The 17,915-nt window shown below is 64.1% G+C and carries 18 protein-coding genes; 10 read left to right on the top strand and 8 right to left on the bottom strand.

Features of this window, described 5'->3' with window-relative positions:
• The first annotated feature begins 215 nt into the window (after positions 1-215).
• Together ABWY06_RS03030 and ABWY06_RS03025 are read left to right on the top strand one after the other, a co-directional pair.
• Positions 216-1,967: a DUF1302 domain-containing protein gene (locus ABWY06_RS03030; protein WP_353924086.1), complete on the top strand. Its 1,752-nt coding sequence runs from the start codon at positions 216-218 to the stop codon at positions 1,965-1,967.
• Positions 1,968-1,983: 16 nt separating this feature from the next.
• The gene (locus ABWY06_RS03025) at positions 1,984-3,369 is read left to right on the top strand and encodes a DUF1329 domain-containing protein (RefSeq protein ID WP_353924085.1); all 1,386 of its coding nucleotides are present in this window, start codon (positions 1,984-1,986) and stop codon (positions 3,367-3,369) included.
• Between the two features lie 2 nt (positions 3,370-3,371).
• Here the strand turns inward: ABWY06_RS03025 and ABWY06_RS03020 are convergent, their stop codons facing one another.
• Positions 3,372-3,995 carry a TetR/AcrR family transcriptional regulator gene (locus ABWY06_RS03020; protein ID WP_353924084.1) on the bottom strand — a complete coding sequence of 208 codons (624 nt, stop codon included), beginning with the start codon at positions 3,993-3,995 and terminating at the stop codon, positions 3,372-3,374.
• A gap of 171 nt (positions 3,996-4,166) precedes the next feature.
• Between ABWY06_RS03020 and ABWY06_RS03015 the strand changes: the two genes are divergently transcribed.
• Entirely contained in the window at positions 4,167-4,997 is an 831-nt protein-coding gene (locus tag ABWY06_RS03015; protein WP_353924083.1) for an alpha/beta fold hydrolase, read from the top strand.
• A 174-nt stretch (positions 4,998-5,171) separates the two neighbouring features.
• Here ABWY06_RS03015 and ABWY06_RS03010 read toward each other — a convergent pair whose 3' ends face one another.
• Entirely contained in the window at positions 5,172-5,897 is a 726-nt protein-coding gene (locus ABWY06_RS03010) for a TIGR00266 family protein (RefSeq protein ID WP_353924082.1), read from the bottom strand.
• Between the two features lie 178 nt (positions 5,898-6,075).
• Here ABWY06_RS03010 and ABWY06_RS03005 point away from each other — a divergent pair, with 178 nt between their 5' ends.
• On the top strand, positions 6,076-6,957 hold the full coding sequence (locus ABWY06_RS03005; RefSeq protein WP_353924081.1) for an alpha/beta fold hydrolase: 882 nt from the start codon (positions 6,076-6,078) through the stop codon (positions 6,955-6,957).
• 89 nt (positions 6,958-7,046) lie between these two features.
• Positions 7,047-7,868, top strand: a complete 822-nt coding sequence (blaOXA, locus tag ABWY06_RS03000) for a class D beta-lactamase (protein WP_353924080.1) — start codon at positions 7,047-7,049, stop codon at positions 7,866-7,868.
• Here the strand turns inward: blaOXA and ABWY06_RS02995 are convergent.
• Positions 7,853-8,257 carry a DUF3301 domain-containing protein gene (locus ABWY06_RS02995; protein ID WP_353924152.1) on the bottom strand — a complete coding sequence of 135 codons (405 nt, stop codon included), beginning with the start codon at positions 8,255-8,257 and terminating at the stop codon, positions 7,853-7,855. The two genes, blaOXA and ABWY06_RS02995, sit on opposite strands and share 16 nt — an antisense overlap.
• Positions 8,258-8,364: 107 nt before the next feature.
• Here ABWY06_RS02995 and ABWY06_RS02990 point away from each other — a divergent pair, with 107 nt between their 5' ends.
• Positions 8,365-8,697, top strand: a complete 333-nt coding sequence (locus ABWY06_RS02990; RefSeq protein WP_353924079.1) for a hypothetical protein — start codon at positions 8,365-8,367, stop codon at positions 8,695-8,697.
• A 209-nt stretch (positions 8,698-8,906) separates the two neighbouring features.
• Here ABWY06_RS02990 and ABWY06_RS02985 read toward each other — a convergent pair whose 3' ends face one another.
• Positions 8,907-9,389 (bottom strand): acyl-CoA thioesterase, encoded by a 483-nt coding sequence (locus ABWY06_RS02985; RefSeq protein WP_353924078.1) that lies wholly within the window; start codon positions 9,387-9,389, stop codon positions 8,907-8,909.
• A gap of 255 nt (positions 9,390-9,644) precedes the next feature.
• Here ABWY06_RS02985 and ABWY06_RS02980 point away from each other — a divergent pair, with 255 nt between their 5' ends.
• Together ABWY06_RS02980 and ABWY06_RS02975 are read left to right on the top strand one after the other, a co-directional pair.
• Positions 9,645-10,052: an antitoxin Xre/MbcA/ParS toxin-binding domain-containing protein gene (locus ABWY06_RS02980; RefSeq protein WP_353924077.1), complete on the top strand. Its 408-nt coding sequence runs from the start codon at positions 9,645-9,647 to the stop codon at positions 10,050-10,052.
• The gene (locus ABWY06_RS02975) at positions 10,052-10,759 is read left to right on the top strand and encodes an RES family NAD+ phosphorylase (protein ID WP_353924076.1); all 708 of its coding nucleotides are present in this window, start codon (positions 10,052-10,054) and stop codon (positions 10,757-10,759) included. The genes ABWY06_RS02980 and ABWY06_RS02975 overlap by 1 nt, the downstream gene beginning before the upstream one ends.
• Before the next feature lie 21 nt (positions 10,760-10,780).
• Here ABWY06_RS02975 and ABWY06_RS02970 read toward each other — a convergent pair whose 3' ends face one another.
• The 3 genes from ABWY06_RS02970 to ABWY06_RS02960 all read right to left on the bottom strand — a co-directional run bounded on the left by ABWY06_RS02970 (position 10,781) and on the right by ABWY06_RS02960 (position 15,162).
• On the bottom strand, positions 10,781-12,058 hold the full coding sequence (locus tag ABWY06_RS02970) for an MFS transporter (protein ID WP_502948140.1): 1,278 nt from the start codon (positions 12,056-12,058) through the stop codon (positions 10,781-10,783).
• Positions 12,059-12,300: 242 nt separating this feature from the next.
• A complete protein-coding gene (locus ABWY06_RS02965) occupies positions 12,301-13,680 on the bottom strand; it encodes a glutamine synthetase family protein (RefSeq protein ID WP_353924074.1) in 1,380 nt (459 codons plus the stop codon).
• A gap of 72 nt (positions 13,681-13,752) precedes the next feature.
• A complete protein-coding gene (locus ABWY06_RS02960) occupies positions 13,753-15,162 on the bottom strand; it encodes an aspartate aminotransferase family protein (RefSeq protein ID WP_353924073.1) in 1,410 nt (469 codons plus the stop codon).
• A gap of 123 nt (positions 15,163-15,285) precedes the next feature.
• Between ABWY06_RS02960 and ABWY06_RS02955 the strand changes: the two genes are divergently transcribed.
• Both ABWY06_RS02955 and ABWY06_RS02950 read left to right on the top strand, forming a co-directional pair.
• Positions 15,286-16,065 (top strand): SDR family NAD(P)-dependent oxidoreductase, encoded by a 780-nt coding sequence (locus ABWY06_RS02955; protein WP_353924072.1) that lies wholly within the window; start codon positions 15,286-15,288, stop codon positions 16,063-16,065.
• A 97-nt stretch (positions 16,066-16,162) separates the two neighbouring features.
• Complete coding sequence (locus ABWY06_RS02950; protein WP_353924071.1) at positions 16,163-16,837, top strand: GntR family transcriptional regulator; 675 nt, start codon at positions 16,163-16,165, stop codon at positions 16,835-16,837.
• A 24-nt stretch (positions 16,838-16,861) separates the two neighbouring features.
• On the opposite strand, the gene ABWY06_RS02945 is transcribed toward ABWY06_RS02950, so the two are convergent.
• A complete protein-coding gene (locus ABWY06_RS02945; protein ID WP_353924070.1) occupies positions 16,862-17,851 on the bottom strand; it encodes a threonine dehydratase in 990 nt (329 codons plus the stop codon).
• Positions 17,852-17,915: the final 64 nt, after the last annotated feature.

The following is a 17,915-nucleotide window of genomic DNA, read 5'->3' as shown; positions in this document are numbered from 1 at the left end:
GTCAAATCGAAACAGAAATTCCGATTCCGTCAAGAGGGGGTTTCACCGCGCTTCCCTTGCCGGGTGTGCGCGGTGCGTCTAGAACAAGGCTTGGCGGGGAATAAATTTATTTTTCCGGCGTGCCTCTTGTCAGTTGTCGCGGGGCTGTTTAGAGTACTTCGGAACCGATGTTCCGATTCCGATATTCGGCTTACAATAACAATCAGGAGATCATCGTGGCGACTCAAGGAAAAAGCCTCGGCGTTGCTGCCGTGGCATTGCTCGGCCTGTGGCCGGCAACCCAAACCCTGGCCTTCCAGACGCGTTCCGGCGACTGGGCTCTGTCCCTGGACACCACCCTGTCCTACGGCGTCAACTACCGTGCCGAGGATCAGGACCGGGGCCTGATCGCCCGCGCTAACGGCGGCACGGGCGACAACACGGCGTTGATCAATTCCGACGACGGCAATCTCAATTTTCAGAAAGGCGAGTTGTTTTCCGAAGTACTCAAGGCCGTTTCCGACCTGGACCTGAAGTACGGCGAGAACTACGGGTTGTTTCTGCGCGGCCGGGCCTTTTACGATTTCGAGCTGGAGGAGGACGAGCGCCGCCACCGCCAGATCAGCTCTGAAGGGCTGGAGGAGGCCGGCTCCAGCGCGGACCTGCTGGACGCTTTTGCCTATGGCAGCTGGTCGATCGACGAGCGCGCGCTGAACGCCCGCGTCGGGCGGCAAGTGATCAACTGGGGAGAGGGGCTGTTCTACCAGAACGGTATTGGTGCGACCAACCCGATCGATATCAACGCGCTGCGCGCACCGGGGTCAGAGATCAAGGAGGCCTTTATGCCGACTGCGATGATCTCCGGCTCCTATGAACTGCGCGATAACCTGACGGTGGAAGGTTACTGGCAACCCGGCTGGGCCTGGGAGGCTTCGAAGATCGACCCGTGCGGTACCTATTTCTCGACCCTGGATGTGATTGGCGAGGGGTGCAATTACCTGTCCCTGCCACCGCTGCAGGAGCCCTTGTTACGCGGCGGCGCATTCGACAGCCCGCAGCAGGCCCAGGCCTATGCCAATAGCCTGGCACCGGGGTTCGTCAACGACCTGCTCAAGGGTTACCTGCCGGGCACCTTTATTCCCCGTACCAGCGATATCGATGCCGATGGGGCGCCGCAGTATGGCGTGGCCCTACGCTGGCTGGCGCCGCAACTCAACGACACCGAGCTGGGGTTCTACTACCTGCGCTACAACATGAACGTGCCCATGCTCGGGCTGACGGTCGGCCAACCGACCACCCTGCCCGTGGTGGGCGTGTTACCGGTGGCCAGCAGCTCGCGTTACTACGCCGAGTACCTGGAAAAGCGCGACCTGTTTGGCATCAGCTTCAACACCAGCATCGGCGGCGAAAGCATCTTCAACGGCCTGTCATTGGCCGGTGAGCTGAGTTACCGGCCCGACACGCCCATCGCCCTCGGCCTGGCCGAGTACCTGCCGGACGCACTGCTGGGCAGCCGAACCGGTCTGGCGGTCGGCAGCCGTCTGGACGGCTATCGCGAGAAGGACATGTACCAGGCCTCGCTGGTGGCCATCTACAGCTTCAACGGACTGCTCGGCTCCGACTCGGCGACCTTGCTCTCCGAGGTGGTCGCCAGTCGGGTCCAGGACCTGGAGTCGGACGTCGATTACTACAACGCCACCGCTAACGCCCTGGGCGCCCAGGCCAGCCTGTCGCTGACATACCCGAACGTGTTCAACCTGGTCAATCTGGTGCCCAACGTCAGCTACCAGTACGGCTTCAATGGGGTGGCTCCGCAGCTGACCAACGGCATAGTCGAGGAGTCGCGCAGTTACTCACTGGGCGTCGACGCCATTTACCAGGAGGCCTTCTCCGTGGGGGCGCGCTACGTCGGTTTTTCCGGCGGCGGCCTGGATAACAAACGCAGCGACCGCGACTACGTCAGCCTCAATATCAAGTACAGCTTCTGACCCCCTGGAGCCCTGCATGAAGACCCTTAACAAGAACAAAACCCTGCCGCGAGTTGCCCCCCTGGCCCTGCTGGTGCTGCTCGCGCAAGGCGCGGTGCCCGAGGTCCAGGCCCAGGTCAGCGGCGATCAGGCGACGCGCCTGGGCCAGGATCTGACCCCGCTGGGTGCCGAGCGTGCCGGCAATGCCGCCGGCACCATTCCCGCCTGGGACGGCGGCTTGCCCCAGTCCAATACCGCCTATGACCCGGCGCAGGGGTACAAGGATCCCTTTGCCGCGGACAAACCGCTGTTTACCATCACCGCCGCCAACGCCGAGCAATACCGGGCGAACCTCAGCCCCGGCCAACTGGCCATGCTCAAACGCTTTCCCAGCAGCTGGAAACTGCCGGTCTACCCCAGCCATCGCTCCGCGTCCTATCCGCAGCGGGTTTACGACGCGATCAAGGCCAATGCCCGGACGGCCACCCTGATCGAGGGCGGCAACGGCATCGCCGGCTTCAAGCTGGCCACGCCCTTTCCGATCCCGCAATCGGGCTTGGAAGTGATGTGGAATCACCTGGTCCGCTATCGAGGCGACAGCGTCAAGCGCCACTATGCCCAGGCGGTACCCCAGGCTGGTGGTGATTACTTCATCACCAAGATCGAGGACCTGTTCCTGTTCAACCCTGATGCCGGGGACGCCAGCCAGGAAAACGGCAACGTGCTGTTCTACTTCCGCCAGTCGGTGTTGGCGCCGGCGCGCCTGGCCGGTACCGAGCTGTTGGTTCACGAGACCGTGAACCAGGTCAAGGAGCCGCGCCTGGCCTGGCTCTATGCCTCGGGCCAGCGGCGTGTACGGCGCACCCCGAACGTCGCCTACGACTCGCCGGGCACGGCGTCGGACGGCATGCGCACCACCGACAATTTCGACATGTTTTCCGGGGCGCCGGACAAGTACGACTGGCAACTGGTGGGCAAGCAGGAGCTGTACGTGCCGTACAACAGTTACAAATTCGCCGATAAGACGCAAAAATACGCCGATATCGTCAAGGCTGGGCATGTCAACCCGGACCTGTTGCGCTATGAGTTGCACCGCGTCTGGCATGTCCGCGCCAATTTGAAAGCGGGTATGCGTCATCAGTACAAACAGCGCGACTTCTATTTTGACGAGGACAGCTATCAAATCCTCGTGGTCGACCACTATGACAATCGCGACAAACTCTGGCGCGTTGGCGAGTCCTACACCATCAATCTGTACGACCAGCCGCTGGTGTGGACAAGGGGCGATGCGGTGTATGACCTGATTGGCGGGCGTTATGTCATCGGCTTGATGTCCAATGAAGAAAAGGCCGATGAGTTTGGTGTGCCCTTAAAACCCACTGACTTCACCCCGGCGCAATTACGTCGGGACAGCCTGCGCTGAGGTCAGCCGAGACGCGGCACTTCCAGGTAATTGAGTGCCAGGCGTGAAAGTTCCGCCGGAATATCCTTTCCGGCGGTAATGCCCAAACTGCCAGTCATGGTGTAGTAGTTCAAGCTGGCCAATAACAGATGAGCAACCAGATCGGTTGCCTGGGTAGGATTGGGATGTCGAATGGTCATCAATTGCGCCAAGGCAATGCGGCAGAAGGCCTGGGCGATATACGCATTCAATTCATGGAAGCGCTGGCGGAATTGCAAATCGGCGGAGCTGCGGCGAATCAAGGCGCGCAGCAGGCCTTCACGGTCACGAAACAACTCGATGAGGGTACGGATAAACGTCTCGATCTGCGCTTTGGCGCTCAAGTCGCTTTGCAGGATTTGATCGATGGCCTGGTCGATTGCAGCTCGACTTTCGTCCACAAAGCGCCCGTGAACGGCATACAGCAAAATATCCTTGTCGCCCAGCAGTCGGTAGAAAGTCCCGACCGAAGAACCGGCAAGTTGGCTGATCTGGGATATCCCGGTTTCTTCGAAGTTATTAGTGGCCAGCAATTCCGCGGCAACATTGAGAAAGCGTTCCAAAGCCTGCTTACTGCGCTCTTGTGTCGGGGTAACGAGGCCATTCATATCAAAATCCTTTGAATACTATGGGGTGATTTTAGTTTTTTTGGCGACGTAAAGCAAATGCTAGCCATTTGCAGGCTGTTCTAAGTACAGCGCGTTTAATTAGCGGATATCTGTCATGAATATGAACGGGCGGCAAATAGTTAAGCTAAAACAGTGCAGGAGAATGGCGAAATGGATTACATGAAATTAAGTTCAGGGCGTTTTGCCTATCTATGCAAAGGCCAGGGCGCGGCGGTGTTGTTGTTGCACGGACTGGGTTCATCATTGCGCGACTGGCAGGCGCAAATCGATTACCTGTCGCGTTACTACAAAGTCTATGCCCTGGATCTACGCGGCCATGGCGACAGCGAACCCCTGCGTGCGCGGCTGGAACTCGCCGACATGGCCGCCGACGTGGCGGAATTTATCGCCACCCTGGAGATCGACCCCTGCTTCGTGGTGGGCATTTCCATGGGCGGCATGGTGGGCTTCCAGCTGCTGGCCAGCCACCCGGAACAGGTACGGGGATTTGTGGCCATCAACAGCGCGCCGAGCTTTCCGCTCGATTCCCTGCGCGTACGCGCTCGAGTGCTGGTGCGCAAGGCGATGGTCCGCCTGCTGGGCCTGCCTGCCCTGGGCCGGCTGATGGCGCACAAACTGTTTCCCCACGCCGAGCAGACCGCCTTGCGGGCCCAGTTCAAGACGCGCATCGCTGGGAATGACCAGGTGTCCTACCTGCATGCGCTGCAGGCCATTCTGGGGTGGTCATCCTTTCCTGCCGTGCAGGACGTCGACGTGCCGATGCTGATCATCAGCGGCGACCGCGATTACACCCCACTGGCCTACAAGGAGGCTTATGTACGTCAGCTGCGCAATGCACGGCTCGAGGTGATCGCCGACTCCGGTCACGCCACGCCGTTGGACCAGCCGGCGCAACTGAACCTGTTGATCAAGAATTTCCTCGACGAGGGGGTTCGCGCGCGGCGCACCAGCGGCCGCGAACCAGCGTTGTCGAGCCAGTAGGGCCGCGGGAGCCGATCTGGGACGCGACCTTCAGGCCCGTACAGGAGCGACGAGAAACACCTGTTCGCGTCGACGAAGTCCCGGCCTCCAGTGCGCGACAAGCCGTGGTGGGCCATTCGACAGTTGAGTGTTAGGGCGCTTCGGCGCCCTTTTTTTGTCCTTGCTGCTGGCGTTTCAGCGGCTGCTGCGCTGGCCGGCAACTTCCTTCTGCATCCATTCGACGAAGCCCGTGCGGTTGCGTGAGCAGATCAGCACCGTTCCGGACCCGGAAAAGCGCAGCACCACACCCTCGCCACTGGTCACGCTGTTGACCAGGTTGCCGAGCATGCCACCCAGGCCACCTCCCTTGGGCGCGGTGGTCACCGAGATCTCGTAGGACAGCGCGCTGTCCCAGCAGACCACGTGGGCATTGTCGATGATCACGTCCTTGCCCGGGTTCACTTCCAGCTCGAACATCGAACCGAAACCTGAAACCGCCACCTGGCCGGCCCCCGAAGTTTCCATGATGAAAAATCCGCCGGACTGGGCGAACAGCGCATTGCCGATACCCTGGGTCCTGACCTTCATGGTGGTGCCCGAGGTCGCCGCCACAAAGGCGCCGTCGTTCAGCAGGTACTGGCGTTTATCCACGTCCAGCATGCGCATGGCGCCGGGTAGCGCGGGCGACAGCAGGCAGTCGCCTTCGCCGCGCACGGCCTCGATATGCTGTTGGAAAAAGGATTCGCCATTGGCGAAACGGCGCATCAGGGCACTGCCAATGCCGCCGGTCATTTGGCCACGCAGGTCGAGGTTGGCTTCCATCATCACCATGGCCCCGGACTCGCAGTAGATCTTCTCGCCCTGGGCCAGGGAAACATGCAGAAACGGGTCGATGTCGCCGGTGACGGTGAAAACGGGCATGGCGGGGTACTCCTGTAAGGGGGGGCGCGGGTCAGGGTGGTTGGCGATGGCAGCGGGCTCAACCAACTGTGCGCAAGCCTAGTGCTTGGCGCGGATCGCGGCAACGGACCACTAAGGGCTATGTTCGCACCCGCGTCCGCGGCTTTACACTGGGCGCCTTCCTATCGAGCAGTCCCTTATGCACCTGCAAGCCTGGTCTCATCCCAGCTCCGCCGGCTTTACCCTGCGCGGCTGGCACAGCCCCCCTTCCGGCAAACCACTTCTGCATTTCCTGCATGGCAATGGCTTTTGTGGGCGCACTTACGAACCCATGCTGGAGGTGCTGGCGCAGTCGTTCGACCTGTGGCTAAGCGATGTTCAGGGGCACGGTGACAGTGATCATGGCGGCCGTTTTCACGGCTGGAACCTGAGTGCCGCGCTGGCCATCGAGGCCTTTGCCGCGGGCCGTGAGCGGTTCGGCGAAGCTCCGGCTTACGCGGTTGGACACAGTTTTGGCGGAGTGCTGAGCAGCCTGATCCTGGCCAAGGCGCCCCGGCTGTTCCAGCGTGCGGTGTTGCTTGACCCGGTGCTGTTCACCCCGGCGATGATTGGCGTGATGACGTTCACCGAGGCGCTGGGCCTTTACCGGCGCTCGTCCATGGCCCGCCAGGCCCGTGCCCGCCGCCATCAATGGCCGGATCGGGCCTCCGCCTACCAGGCCCTGCACGGGCGTGGCATCTACCGTCATTGGGACGATGCGGCCCTGCACGCGTTCGTTGCGCACGCCCTGCGTGAGACCGATGAGGGTCAGGTCGAACTCAAGTGCCGGCCCAGCCGCGAAGCGGAAATTTTCAGTTCCTTCCCCCGGCGCCTGTGGCCGTCGCTGGCGCGGGTGCAGACGCCGACCCAGGTGCTGCATGGCCAGCGCAGCTACCCCTTCGTCGCCAGGTCCGTGGCGCGCTGGTGTGCGCTCAATCCGCGGATCAGTGCGCAGGTGGTGCCCGGCGGGCACTGTTTTATGCAGGAGCAGCCGCTGGAGAGTGCCGAGCGGGTGGTGGATTTTCTGCTGCGTCAGGGCTGAGACATTTTTGCTTATGATTTGGCCGGCCAAGCCGCTCGGCATGACGGGCATGGATCAGTAGAGTGCGCGGTTTTGGCCAGGAGCACGTCATGGGCATCGCTAAACAAGTCGTCGCAGCGGCGGCCCTAGTGTGGGGGTTGCAGGTTCAGGCGGTTGAGCTGGTGGAAAGCCCGGCGGTCAAGGCGCTGTTCGAGCAGGCCGAAGTCCGCGGCACCTTCGTCCTGTACGACGTCGCCAGTGGGCGTTTCAGTGGACATGATCGTTGGCGCGCTGATACGCGTTTTATCCCGGCCTCGACGTTCAAGATCGCAAACAGCCTGATCGGCTTGTCGACAGGCGCAGTCGACAGCGTCGATCAGCTGCTGCCCTACGGCGGCCAACCGCAGCCGTTGAAGGTCTGGGAGCAGGATATGAGCCTGCGCCAGGCGATCAAGGTCTCCAATGTGCCGGTCTATCAGGAGCTGGCGCGGCGTATCGGCTTGGCGCGCATGCGCAGCAACGTCGCGCAACTGGGATACGGCACTGGTGAAATTGGCGACGTGGTGGATAATTTTTGGCTGAAGGGGCCGCTGGCGATCAGCGCCGTGGAGCAGACCGGCTTTTTGGCACGCCTGGCACAGGGCCGCCTACCGTTTCCCGCCGAAGCCCAGGCTCAGGTGCGCAGCATTACTCTAATGGAGAAGGGTTCGGGTTGGAGCCTGTATGCCAAGACCGGCCTGGCCGACAGCTATGAACCGGATATCGGCTGGTGGGTGGGTTGGCTGGAACAGGACGGCAAGCTGTACAGCTTCGCAATGAATATCTCGATGCCCGACCCGGCCGATGCCGCCAAGCGGCTTGAACTGGGCAAGGCCAGCTTGCGTGCGCTGGGGGTGCTACCCGCGGCCGGGGCCGATCAAGGCCGGCCCTGATGGTGCTCGCGGCGCCATTGTTCCAGCTCCACCACCTTGCCCATGGGTAAGGGCGCCGGCTCGGGCTCGGGTTCCGGAAAGGGATGGGGGGCCAGTTCGATGTGGCCCAGGTGGCGGCCAAACAGGCTGATGGTGCCGACATGGCGTTGTTGGCCGGTGACGGTGAACTCGAATCCATAGACCCGTGCCAGCCGTCGACGGCCACGGGCATCACGCAGCAGGGTCAGCTTGCGCAGTGCGACATTGCCGTCCAGCAGTTCCACGCGCATCTTCGCGCAATGCAGTTGCGCAAGTTCCAGCGCCCGCTCGCGTATGCCGTGGGCATGCCACAGCCAAGCGGCCGCCGTCGCCAGCAACATCAGCACGAACAGATTGCCCAGCGTCAACACCATGATCGTCTCCCGCGAAAGTGCACCAGCTTACGCGCCACCGTCGTCGTGCTCCAGTCCGTCAAGCATGACAAATTGACGGTCCGTTCAGGTTATCGGAAACCGTCATGAAAAATGCTGGGCGCGCGCTTGTTCTGGGTCTGCTGATCATCACGCTGCTCGGTTTTTATTGGCAGCATGACGAACCTGTGAGCGCGGAGGCGCTCGCCTGGCTGGCCGCCGTGCAGACGCCCACTCAGGGCCGCGGCGCTTTTATGTCGTTGATGGGGCTGGATGTGCCAGCGAATGAATCGCCCGAGCAGTTTGGCCAGGCGCGGTTGGCCGGACCCGGGTCGTTCCAGGATGCAGCGAGCCTGGCCACCCTGGCGCAACCACCTCGGTTCGATTCTGCTGGAAATCGGTGCAGCGGACTTCGATCCTTACCTGGGGCGACTGCATGACCTGGATGCCAGGTTCCGCTTGTTCAATCAACTGCGGTTGCGAGCGGGTGATGCCGATCGCTGACCAGGGCCTGGTGGCCTTGCCGGTGAACAACCCCTGCCGGCCCGGGGAGGCGCCGACCTGGAAGGCCAAGGACCGCCAGCTGTGTTACGCGGGCCCCGTGCCGGACGTCAAGGGCCTGCGGTGCCTGAGCCTGCCACGCTGGGCGTCAGCTTTCGCGCTTGATCGCCTGGTAGCGGGTTTCCAGTTCCTGGCGCAGTTCGCGGCGTTGGCGGGCCTGGTCGAAGCGCCGGCGCTCCTCGGCGCTTTCCGGTTGGCGCGGCGGTACCGGCGTCGGCTTGCCCTGGTCATCCACCGCCACCATGGTGAAAAAGCAGCTGTTGGTGTGGCGCACCGAACGCTCGCGGATATTCTCGGTGACTACCTTGATGCCGATTTCCATGGAGCTGGTGCCGGTGTAGTTGACGCTGGCCAGGAAGGTCACCAGTTCCCCGACATGAATCGGCTCGCGAAAGGTTACCTGATCCACCGACAGGGTCACCACATAACGCCCCGCGTAGCGACAGGCGCAGGCATAAGCCACCTCGTCGAGGTATTTGAGCAGCGTGCCGCCGTGCACATTGCCGGAAAAATTGGCCATGTCCGGGGTCATCAACACGGTCATCGACAGCTGGGCGTTTCCGGGTTCCATGACAACAGACTCCAGGCAGGTAGGAGGGCCAGGCAGTGACGCTGGCGCAGGCGGGCCACGACGGCCCCCCCATGGGAACGTAGCCCAAGGCCTAAGGGTCACCTGGGACGTACGGTTTCAGCATGACGTCTTCCTCCAGGGGCTGCACGTCAGTCTGGAAAAGGACATAAAAGACTGTCTATTTATCCAGTTCAGGCCTTGTTTTTTGAGGCTTTATCTTCTATTAATGTAGATAAAGCATCAAAGAGAGCCATTATGACCCCCTTGAACCAGGCCAAAGCCCGCGACGATTTTTCCGAGGATGCGCGTCGCGACCTGGCCCGTGTCATCAGCGCCCTGTTCGATCGCTGGCAGCTGGACACCGAACTGCAGATGCATTTGCTGGGCATGAGCCCCAAGAGCCGCAAGCAGCTGCCCAAGTACCGCTCTGGCGAGCTGGCCCTTCCGGGTAACCGCGACACCCTGGATCGCAGCGGCTACCTGCTGGGCATCCATAAGGGCTTGCGGCTGTTGTTTCCCGAGGACGAGGAGTTGCGTTTTACCTGGGTGCACCGGCGCAACCAGGCGCTGGAAGGCGCCACACCGCTGGAAGTGATGGTGCGCGATGGCCTGTTGGGCATCGCCCGTATTGCCCGTCTGATCGATTTCCAGCGGGGACGTTGATGGCGCTGTTCGATACCAGCTGCGATTTCGCCGGGCCGACCTACCGCAATATCGTGTCCTTGCGCGTGTCGGCCAACCTGTTCGACGACCTGGTGTCGGACCCCAAGGCTCAGGACGTGGCCAACAGCGCCGAGATGCGGGTGCGCAGCGTCGGCCCGGGTGTGATCGAGCGCGGCCTGGCCTACAGCGAATCCATCGGTTACCCCTTCGAGGCCGACCGGGCATCGGCCAGCCGCTTCGGCGACGGTACCATCCGGGTCTGGTACGGCGCACTGGAGGAGCAGACCGCGCTGGCGGAAACCTGCTACCACCAGATCCAGATGCTGCGCGAGGTCGACGGCATCGACCGGGTCGTGATCCGCTACCGCAAGGTCTGGCAGGTCCAGGCCGCCGGCCTGTTTATCGACCTGCGCGGCAAGGCCGCGGCCTTTCCCGACCTGTTGAGCGACGATTACGCCTACCCCCAGGAGGTCGGCAAGCGCCTGGCCGCCGAACGCCTGCCGGGAGTGCTTTACGACTCGGCGCGCTGGCCGAGTGGCCAGTGCCTGGCGGTGTTCCGTGCCGATCCCTTGTCGCACCCGGTGCAGCTGTACGACCTGACCTACCGCATCGATGCCCGCGCCGGGGTGGTGGAGGTCGAGCGCGAGCCGGGCAAGTTGCTGTGTCGCCTGAGCCTGCAGCAGTTGCGACGAACGCCGGGGCGCTGAAGGTCGTTCGGCGGTATGCCCTCAGTCGGTGTCGATCAGCGAATGGGCCCGGGTGTCCTTCATACCGATGTAGACCAGCAGCGAACAGGCGATGCAGGCGGTCACGTACCAGTAGAAACCGCTTTCCAGGCCGATGCTCTTGAACCACAGGGCGATGTACTCGGCGGTTCCGCCGAAGATCGATACCGTCAGGGCATAGGGCAGGCCGACGCCCAAGGCGCGGATCTCGGTGGGAAACAGCTCCGCTTTGACCACCGCGTTGATCGAGGTGTAGCCGCTGACGATGATCAGCGCGAACATGATCAGGAAAAACGCGCCCCACCAGCTCTGGACGGTCTGCAGCGTGCTGAGGATCGGCACCGTGCACAGGGTGCCCAGCAGGCCGAAGGCGATCAGGATCGGCCGCCGGCCGATCTTGTCGGACAGCGCACCGACCAGGGGCTGCAGCAGCATAAACAGGAACAGCGTCGCGGCGGAGATCAGGGTCGCATCGCTCTTGCTCATGCCGGCACTGTTGACCAGGTACTTCTGCATGTAGGTGGTGTAGGTGTAGAACGCCAGGGTGCCGCCCATGGTCAGGCCGACTACGGTCATCACCGCCTTGGGGTGACGGGCCAGGGTACGCAGCAGGCTTTCCTTGGGCTTGTCGCGCTTTTTGCTGAAGGCCTCGGTTTCTTCCATGCCGCGGCGCAGGAACAGGGCGACCACCGCGCACATCGCGCCGATCACGAACGGGATGCGCCAGCCCCAGGTTTCCAGCTGTTCCACCGTCAGGGTCTGTTGCAGCACGATCAACACCGCCAGGGCGACCAGTTGACCGGATATCAGGGTCACGTACTGGAAGCTGGAGAAAAAGCCGCGCCTGTCCTTGGTCGCCATTTCCGACAGGTAGGTGGCCGAGGTGCCGTATTCGCCGCCCACCGACAGGCCTTGCAGCAGACGAGCGAACACCAGCAGCACCGGCGCGCCATAGCCGATGCTGGCGTAGCTGGGGGTCAGGGCGATGATCAGCGAGCCGAAGCACATCAGCAGCACCGAGGCCATCAGCGCCGCCTTGCGGCCCATGCGGTCGGCGTAGATGCCCATCAGCCAGCCGCCGATTGGCCGCATCAGAAAGCCCACCGCGAACACCGCCGCGGTGTTGAGCAACTGGGCGGTCTGGTCGCCTTGAGGAAAGAAGGCTTTGGCGAAGTACAGGGAAAACGCGGCGTAGACGTACCAGTCGTACCATTCGACCAGATTGCCGACCGAACCACTGAAAATCGATTTGAGGCGCTGCGGCATGCTTTTGGCGACCATGGCGCGTGGGGGTGCAGCGAGGGTCTGTGAGCTGTCCATCACCTGTCCTTTTTATCGTTGTTGTGTGGAGTGCGTACGGGCAAGCCGTGCACACAACAGCGATAGCAAGAGCGGTGCCAGTGGTCCGAGTGGCGGACTAGAGCCTTCGGGGCGCTGCGGTGGCGCCACAGTCAGCGGCAAATGGCCGAGGCGCGCGAGCCAACCAGCGGAAACCCGCCGATGCCGTCGCCCCGGCCGGCAGCTCAGGCCTGGGTCAGGTACCAGCGCCAATCCTGCTCGCCGACCTCGCCCATAAACTGGCGGTATTCGGCGTGCTTGATCGCCAGGTAGACCTTGAGGAACTCAGCGCCAAAGACTTCGCGGGCCCAGCCCGAGTTCTCCAGGGCGCGCAAGGCGGTCAGCCAGTCGGTGGGCAGGAACTCCTTGGCCTGGGCGTAACCGTTGCCTTCGATCGGCGCGCCCGGGTCGAGCTGCTGGCGGATGCCGTGGTGAATGCCAGCCAGGATCGCCGCCGCGGCCAGGTAGGGGTTGGCATCGGCGCCGCAGATACGGTGTTCGATGTGCCGGCTGGGCGCCGGACCGCCGGGGACGCGCAGGCTCACCGTGCGGTTGTTGATGCCCCAGGTCAGCGCCAGCGGCGCGTAGCTGTTGGCCTGGAAACGGCGGAAGGAGTTGGCGTTGGGACAGAACAGCGCCAGCGAGTCGAGCAGGGTGGCCATCATGCCGCCGATGGAGTGCCTCAGCAGCGTACCGGCCTTGCCTTCCAGGTCAGCCAGCTCGCTGGCGTACAGGTTGTTGCCCTGGGCATCCGCCAGGCTGACGTGCATGTGCATGCCGGTACCGGCCAGGTCGCCGAAGGGTTTGGCCATAAAACAGGCCTGCAGGCCATGACGGTTGGCCACGCCCTTGACCAGGCGCTTGTAACGCACGCCTTCGTCGATCGCCTGCAAGGCGTCGTAGCGGTGCTCCAGGGTGATTTCCACCTGGCCGGGGGCGTATTCGGAAATCGCCGTGCGCGCCGGCAGCCCCTGGGCCTCGCAGGCCTCGTAGAGGTCGTTGAGAAAGGGCTGCAGCTGCTCGAGCTCGTAGACCCCGTAGACCTGGGTGGCATGGGGACGCGCACCGTTGGCCTGGCGGGCCGGCAGTGGCCGGCCATCGGCGGCGCGCTCGCGGTCGAGCAGGTAGAACTCCAGCTCGACGGCCATCACCGGGTGGTAACCCTCGGCCTTGAGGCCGTCGATAACCTTGATCAGTACATGGCGCGGGTCGGCGATGGCGGCGGGTTGTCCGTGCTGCGGGTGCATGCTGACCTGCACCTGGCCGGTGGGCTGGGCCCGCCAGGGCTGCAGGGTCAGGCTGCCGGGCAAGGGATAGGTCCAGCAATCGGCGTCACCCACGTCCCAGACCAGCCCGGTTTCCTCGACGTCGTCGCCGTTGATGGTCAGGCCGAGGATGGTGCTGGGCAGCGGCCGGCCGCTGCTGTACACCGCCAGCAGCTCTTCGCGGTGCAACAGCTTGCCGCGGGGTACGCCGTTGGCGTCGATGATAAACAGCTCGATGCTGCGCACTTCGGGGTGCGCGTCGAGAAAGGTCTGGGCTTCTTGCAGGTCGGCGAATTGCATGGGGTTCTACTCGTGGGTCGGGGGCGCCGGGTGGCGCGCCCCCCGGGGGCGGGACTCGAAGGCTAGGGCGGCTTAGGCGGCTGGGCCGCCCTCGAGACGCGCACCCGGGATCTCCAGCAGTTCGCTCAGGCCCTGGTCGAGGGTGGCGATCAGCCGATCGACATCGGCGGCACTGGTGGCCGGGCAACACAGGGTCATGTTGTGGAACGGGGTGATCAGGATGCCGCGGTTGATCAGGTAGAGGTGCAGGGCCATCTGCAGGCTGTCATGGAACGCCGCTTCGGCCTGGGCGCCCGTGCGCGGCGGCTGCGGGCAGAACTGGAACTCGCTGCGCGCGCCCAGTTCGGTCACCGACCAGGCCAGGCCGTGGCGGGCGATCAGTCCGCGCAGGCCGGCGGCCAGCCGCGCGGCCAGCGGCAGCATATGGGCGTAGGCGGCCTCGGTCATGACTTCCGCCAGGTTGGTGCGCATGCAGTGCATGGCCAGGGCGTTGGCCGACAGGGTGGTGCCCATGCCGCTGTGCCCATGGCCGTGGCTCTGTTCGCTGGCATGGGCCCGGGCGATCTGCATGGCATGGGCCATGGCCGCGCTGCAGCCGTAGACCGAACAGGGCACGCCGCCGGCGATGGGTTTGCCCAGCGTCAGGAAGTCCGGCCCCAGGTTCCAGGCGCGGGTACAGCCCCCGGGGCCGGTGGAAATGGTATGGGTCTCGTCGATGATCAGCAGCGTGCCGTACTGGCGGGTCAGCGCCCGCAGCTGCGCGTGGAAGCCGGCATCCGGCAGCACCATGCCGATATTGGTCATCGCCGGTTCGCAGAGCACCGCCGCCACGTCGCCGGCGACCAGCGCCGCTTCCAGCGCGACCAGGTCGTTAAAGGGCACGGCGCGGCTGTAGCGGCTGAGGTTCTGCGCCTGACCGAGCAGGCCGGGACGGTGCACGGTATGGCCGTCCTGGTAGCGCACCATGGCGTCATCCACGGTGCCGTGGTAACAGCCGTCGAACACCAGGATCACCTTGCGCCCGGTGATCGCCCGGGCCCAGCGCAGGACAAAACGGTTGGCGTCGGTGGCGGTGGTTGCGACCTGCCAGTAGGGCAGGCCAAAGCGCGCGGCCAGCAGTTCGCCGGCCACCACCGCGTCTTCCCCGGGCAGCATGCTGGTCAGGCCATTGCCGGCCTGTTCGGCCAATGCGCGGGCGATGGGGGCGGGCGAGTGGCCGAACATGCTGCCGGTGTCGCCCAGGCAGAAGTCCAGGTATTCGTGGCCGTCGACATCGTGAAAGCGCGCCCCTTGGGCACGGCTGACGAACAGCGGCGAGGGCGTCGACCAGTCGCTCATCCAGTGCATGGGCACGCCGCCAAACAGGGAGTGGCGGGCGCGTTCGGCGAGGGTCAGGGACCGGGGGTTGTGGTCCATAAAGCGCTGGCGTTCGCGCTGGCTCAGGGTGGAGACGGCGTTTTCGCTGATACCACTGGCGGTCATTCTGAACACCTCGTTCAAATTTTTGCACATCATGGTTTTGTGATCACGAAACTGTCAAGAGGGCGTTAAAAAAGCCGATTCTGTATTATCCTCAACTTTTGTGATCACAAAGTTGAGGCCGTTATGGCGGTAAATCCCTGGTTGGGGCAGGTGGCGTTGATCAGCGGCGCGGGCAGCGAAGCGGGTATTGGCTTCGCCATTGCCCGTCGTCTCGCGCGCGAGGGGGTGCGCCTGCTGCTGACCGCCAGCAGTGAACGGATCCAGCTGCGGGCCGCCGAGCTGATGCGCGAAGGCATCGAGGCCCGGGCCGCGGTTGCCGACCTGACGGACGAGGCCCAGGTGGCGCGGTTGCTGGCCTGGGCGACGGCACAATGGGGGCGTGTGGATATCCTGGTGAACAACGCCGGCATGGCGCAATTGGGCAGCGCCGAGCCCTTTGCCGAGGTCGCGCAGATGGATCTGGCCACCTGGAACCTGTCGCTGGCGCGCAACCTGACCAGCAGTTTCCTGCTGACCCGTGGTGTGCTGCCGGGCATGCAGGCGCAGGGATACGGGCGCATCGTCAGCATCAGCTCGACCACCGGCACCCGCGGCAGCAACCTCGGCGAAGCGGCCTACAGCGCGGCAAAGGCCGGGATGGTCGGCCTGAACATGGGCCTGGCCCTGGAAGTGGCGAAACAGGGCATCACGGTCAACAGTGTCGCCCCGGGCTGGATCGCCACCGGTTCGAGCAGCCAGGAGGAGCGGCGGGCGGGTGAGCATTCGCCGATGGGGCGCCCGGGGCAGGCCGAGGAGGTCGCCGCGGCAGTGGCCTTTCTCGCCTCGCCCGAAGCCAGTTACATCACGGGCGAAGTGTTGGTGGTCGACGGTGGCAATTGCCTGATCGAATCCAAGGCGCCTTGACGCTGCACAGGCCTACGCCCTAGTGCTGGGGCACAGTGGCCCGCAATTCCCCTAAAACAACAGACCGGTCCGCCGGCGGAGAAGGGTAACCGTACCGATGAATGTGCCCCGCGACAACCTGCAGGAGCTGCTCTATCAACGTATCCGCGAAGGCCTGCTGGAAGGGCGTTTCCAGCCCGGCCAACGGCTGAAAATCCGCGACCTGGCGGCGGCCTGGGGCACCAGTCCGATGCCGGTGCGCGCCGCCTTGCAGCGCCTGGTGGCCGAAGGCGCGCTGGAAGCCGAGCCCCAGCGCTCGGTGCGCGTGCCGCTGATGACCCGCGAGCGCTTCCAGCACCTGCTGTCGGTTCGCCAGGCACTCGAGGGGTTGGCGGTGGAAATCGCCGCGCCGCGCATCGGGCCGGCCGAGGTGCAGCTGTTGCAGGGCTGCATCGAACGCATGGAGCGGGCGCTGGAACGGCGCGATGTGCAGGCCTACCTGAGCGATAACAGCCTGTTCCACCTGAGCCTCTACCGGGCCTGTGGCAATCCTGTGCTGCTGCGACTGATCGAAGGCCTGTGGTTGCAGGTGGGGCCGTTTTTCAATCGCTTGTTCACCGAGGCCGACCTGTCCCTGCGCCTGAACGACTTTCACGACGACACCCTGCGCGCCCTGCAGGCCGGTGACGGCAAGGCCGCGCGGGCGGCCGTGGAGCAGGACCTGGGGTTCTTCGGTCAGTTCCTGCTCAACCTGCTGGCGCTCGAGCCGTCCAGCGCCAAAGGGGCGGAATAACGGTAGGCCAGGGCCCCTCAGCGACTATTGGCCGCCGTCGGTGGTGGGGCGGCCGGCGTCGTGCAGCAGCTGCGCGGCAAACAGCTCGCGGTCGATATTGGCGCCGCTGAGCACCAGGGCCACCCGCTTGCCTTTGAGCTGGTCACGCTCCTGCAGGGCGGCGGCCAGGGGCGCGGCACCGGCCCCTTCGCTGAGGTTGTGGGTGGCGCTGAAATACAGGCGCATGGCCTGGCTGATTTGCTGATCGTCGACCGCCACGATGCGTTCGACCCCCGCCAGTATCATCGCCAGCGCCGCCGGTTCGGTGGCGCGGCAGGCCATGCCATCGGCCAGTTGGGTGCTGACCGCGTGTTCCCGGGCCTGTCCGGCGGCGAACGACAGGGCGTAGGCGGGCGCATGCCGCGAGACCACGCCGACGATGCGGGTGGCCAGGCCTAGGGCATCGCGCGCGGCGAGCATGCCGCAGATGCCCGAGCCCAGGCCGATCGGTACATAGGCCACATCGATGTCGCGCAGCCCACGGAACAGCTCCAGGCTGTAGCTGGCCACGCCCGCCACCAGGGCTGGATGAAAGGACGGAATCATATGCAAGCCCTCCTGATCGGCCAGCCGCGCGGCGGCTTCCCGGGCGGCCTGGAAGTCCTCGCCGGCCTCGATCAGGTTGACCCCCAGGGCGCGCATGGCGGCGTTCTTTTCCCGGCTGTTGCCGTGCGGCACCACGATATGGGCGGCAATGCCGGCGCGACTGGCGGCGAACCCCACGGATTGTCCATGGTTACCACGGGTAGCGCTGATCACGCCGCGCGGCGGCTGACCCTGGGCCAGCAGTTGCTGAAAATACACCAGGCCGCCGCGAACCTTGAACGCGGCGGTGGGCGCGTGATTCTCGTGCTTGACCCAGACCTCGGTGCCCAGCGCCTCGCAGAGCAAGGGCCAGCACAGTTGGGCGGTGGGCTGCATGCTGGCATGCACGACGGCGGCAGCCGTCTCCAGTTCGGTCAGCGACAGTGGCATGCGTTCATCCATGAGCTCGGCAAAGGAGCGTCAGCCTGGGCTGTCGATCCCCGGGCGGTCAAGC

The sequence above is a fragment of the Pseudomonas sp. genome (assembly GCF_040514055.1).
Lineage (GTDB): Bacteria > Pseudomonadota > Gammaproteobacteria > Pseudomonadales > Pseudomonadaceae > Aquipseudomonas.
The sequence above is the reverse complement of the archived record's forward strand: the minus strand, read 5'-3'. Positions and strand labels throughout refer to the sequence as shown.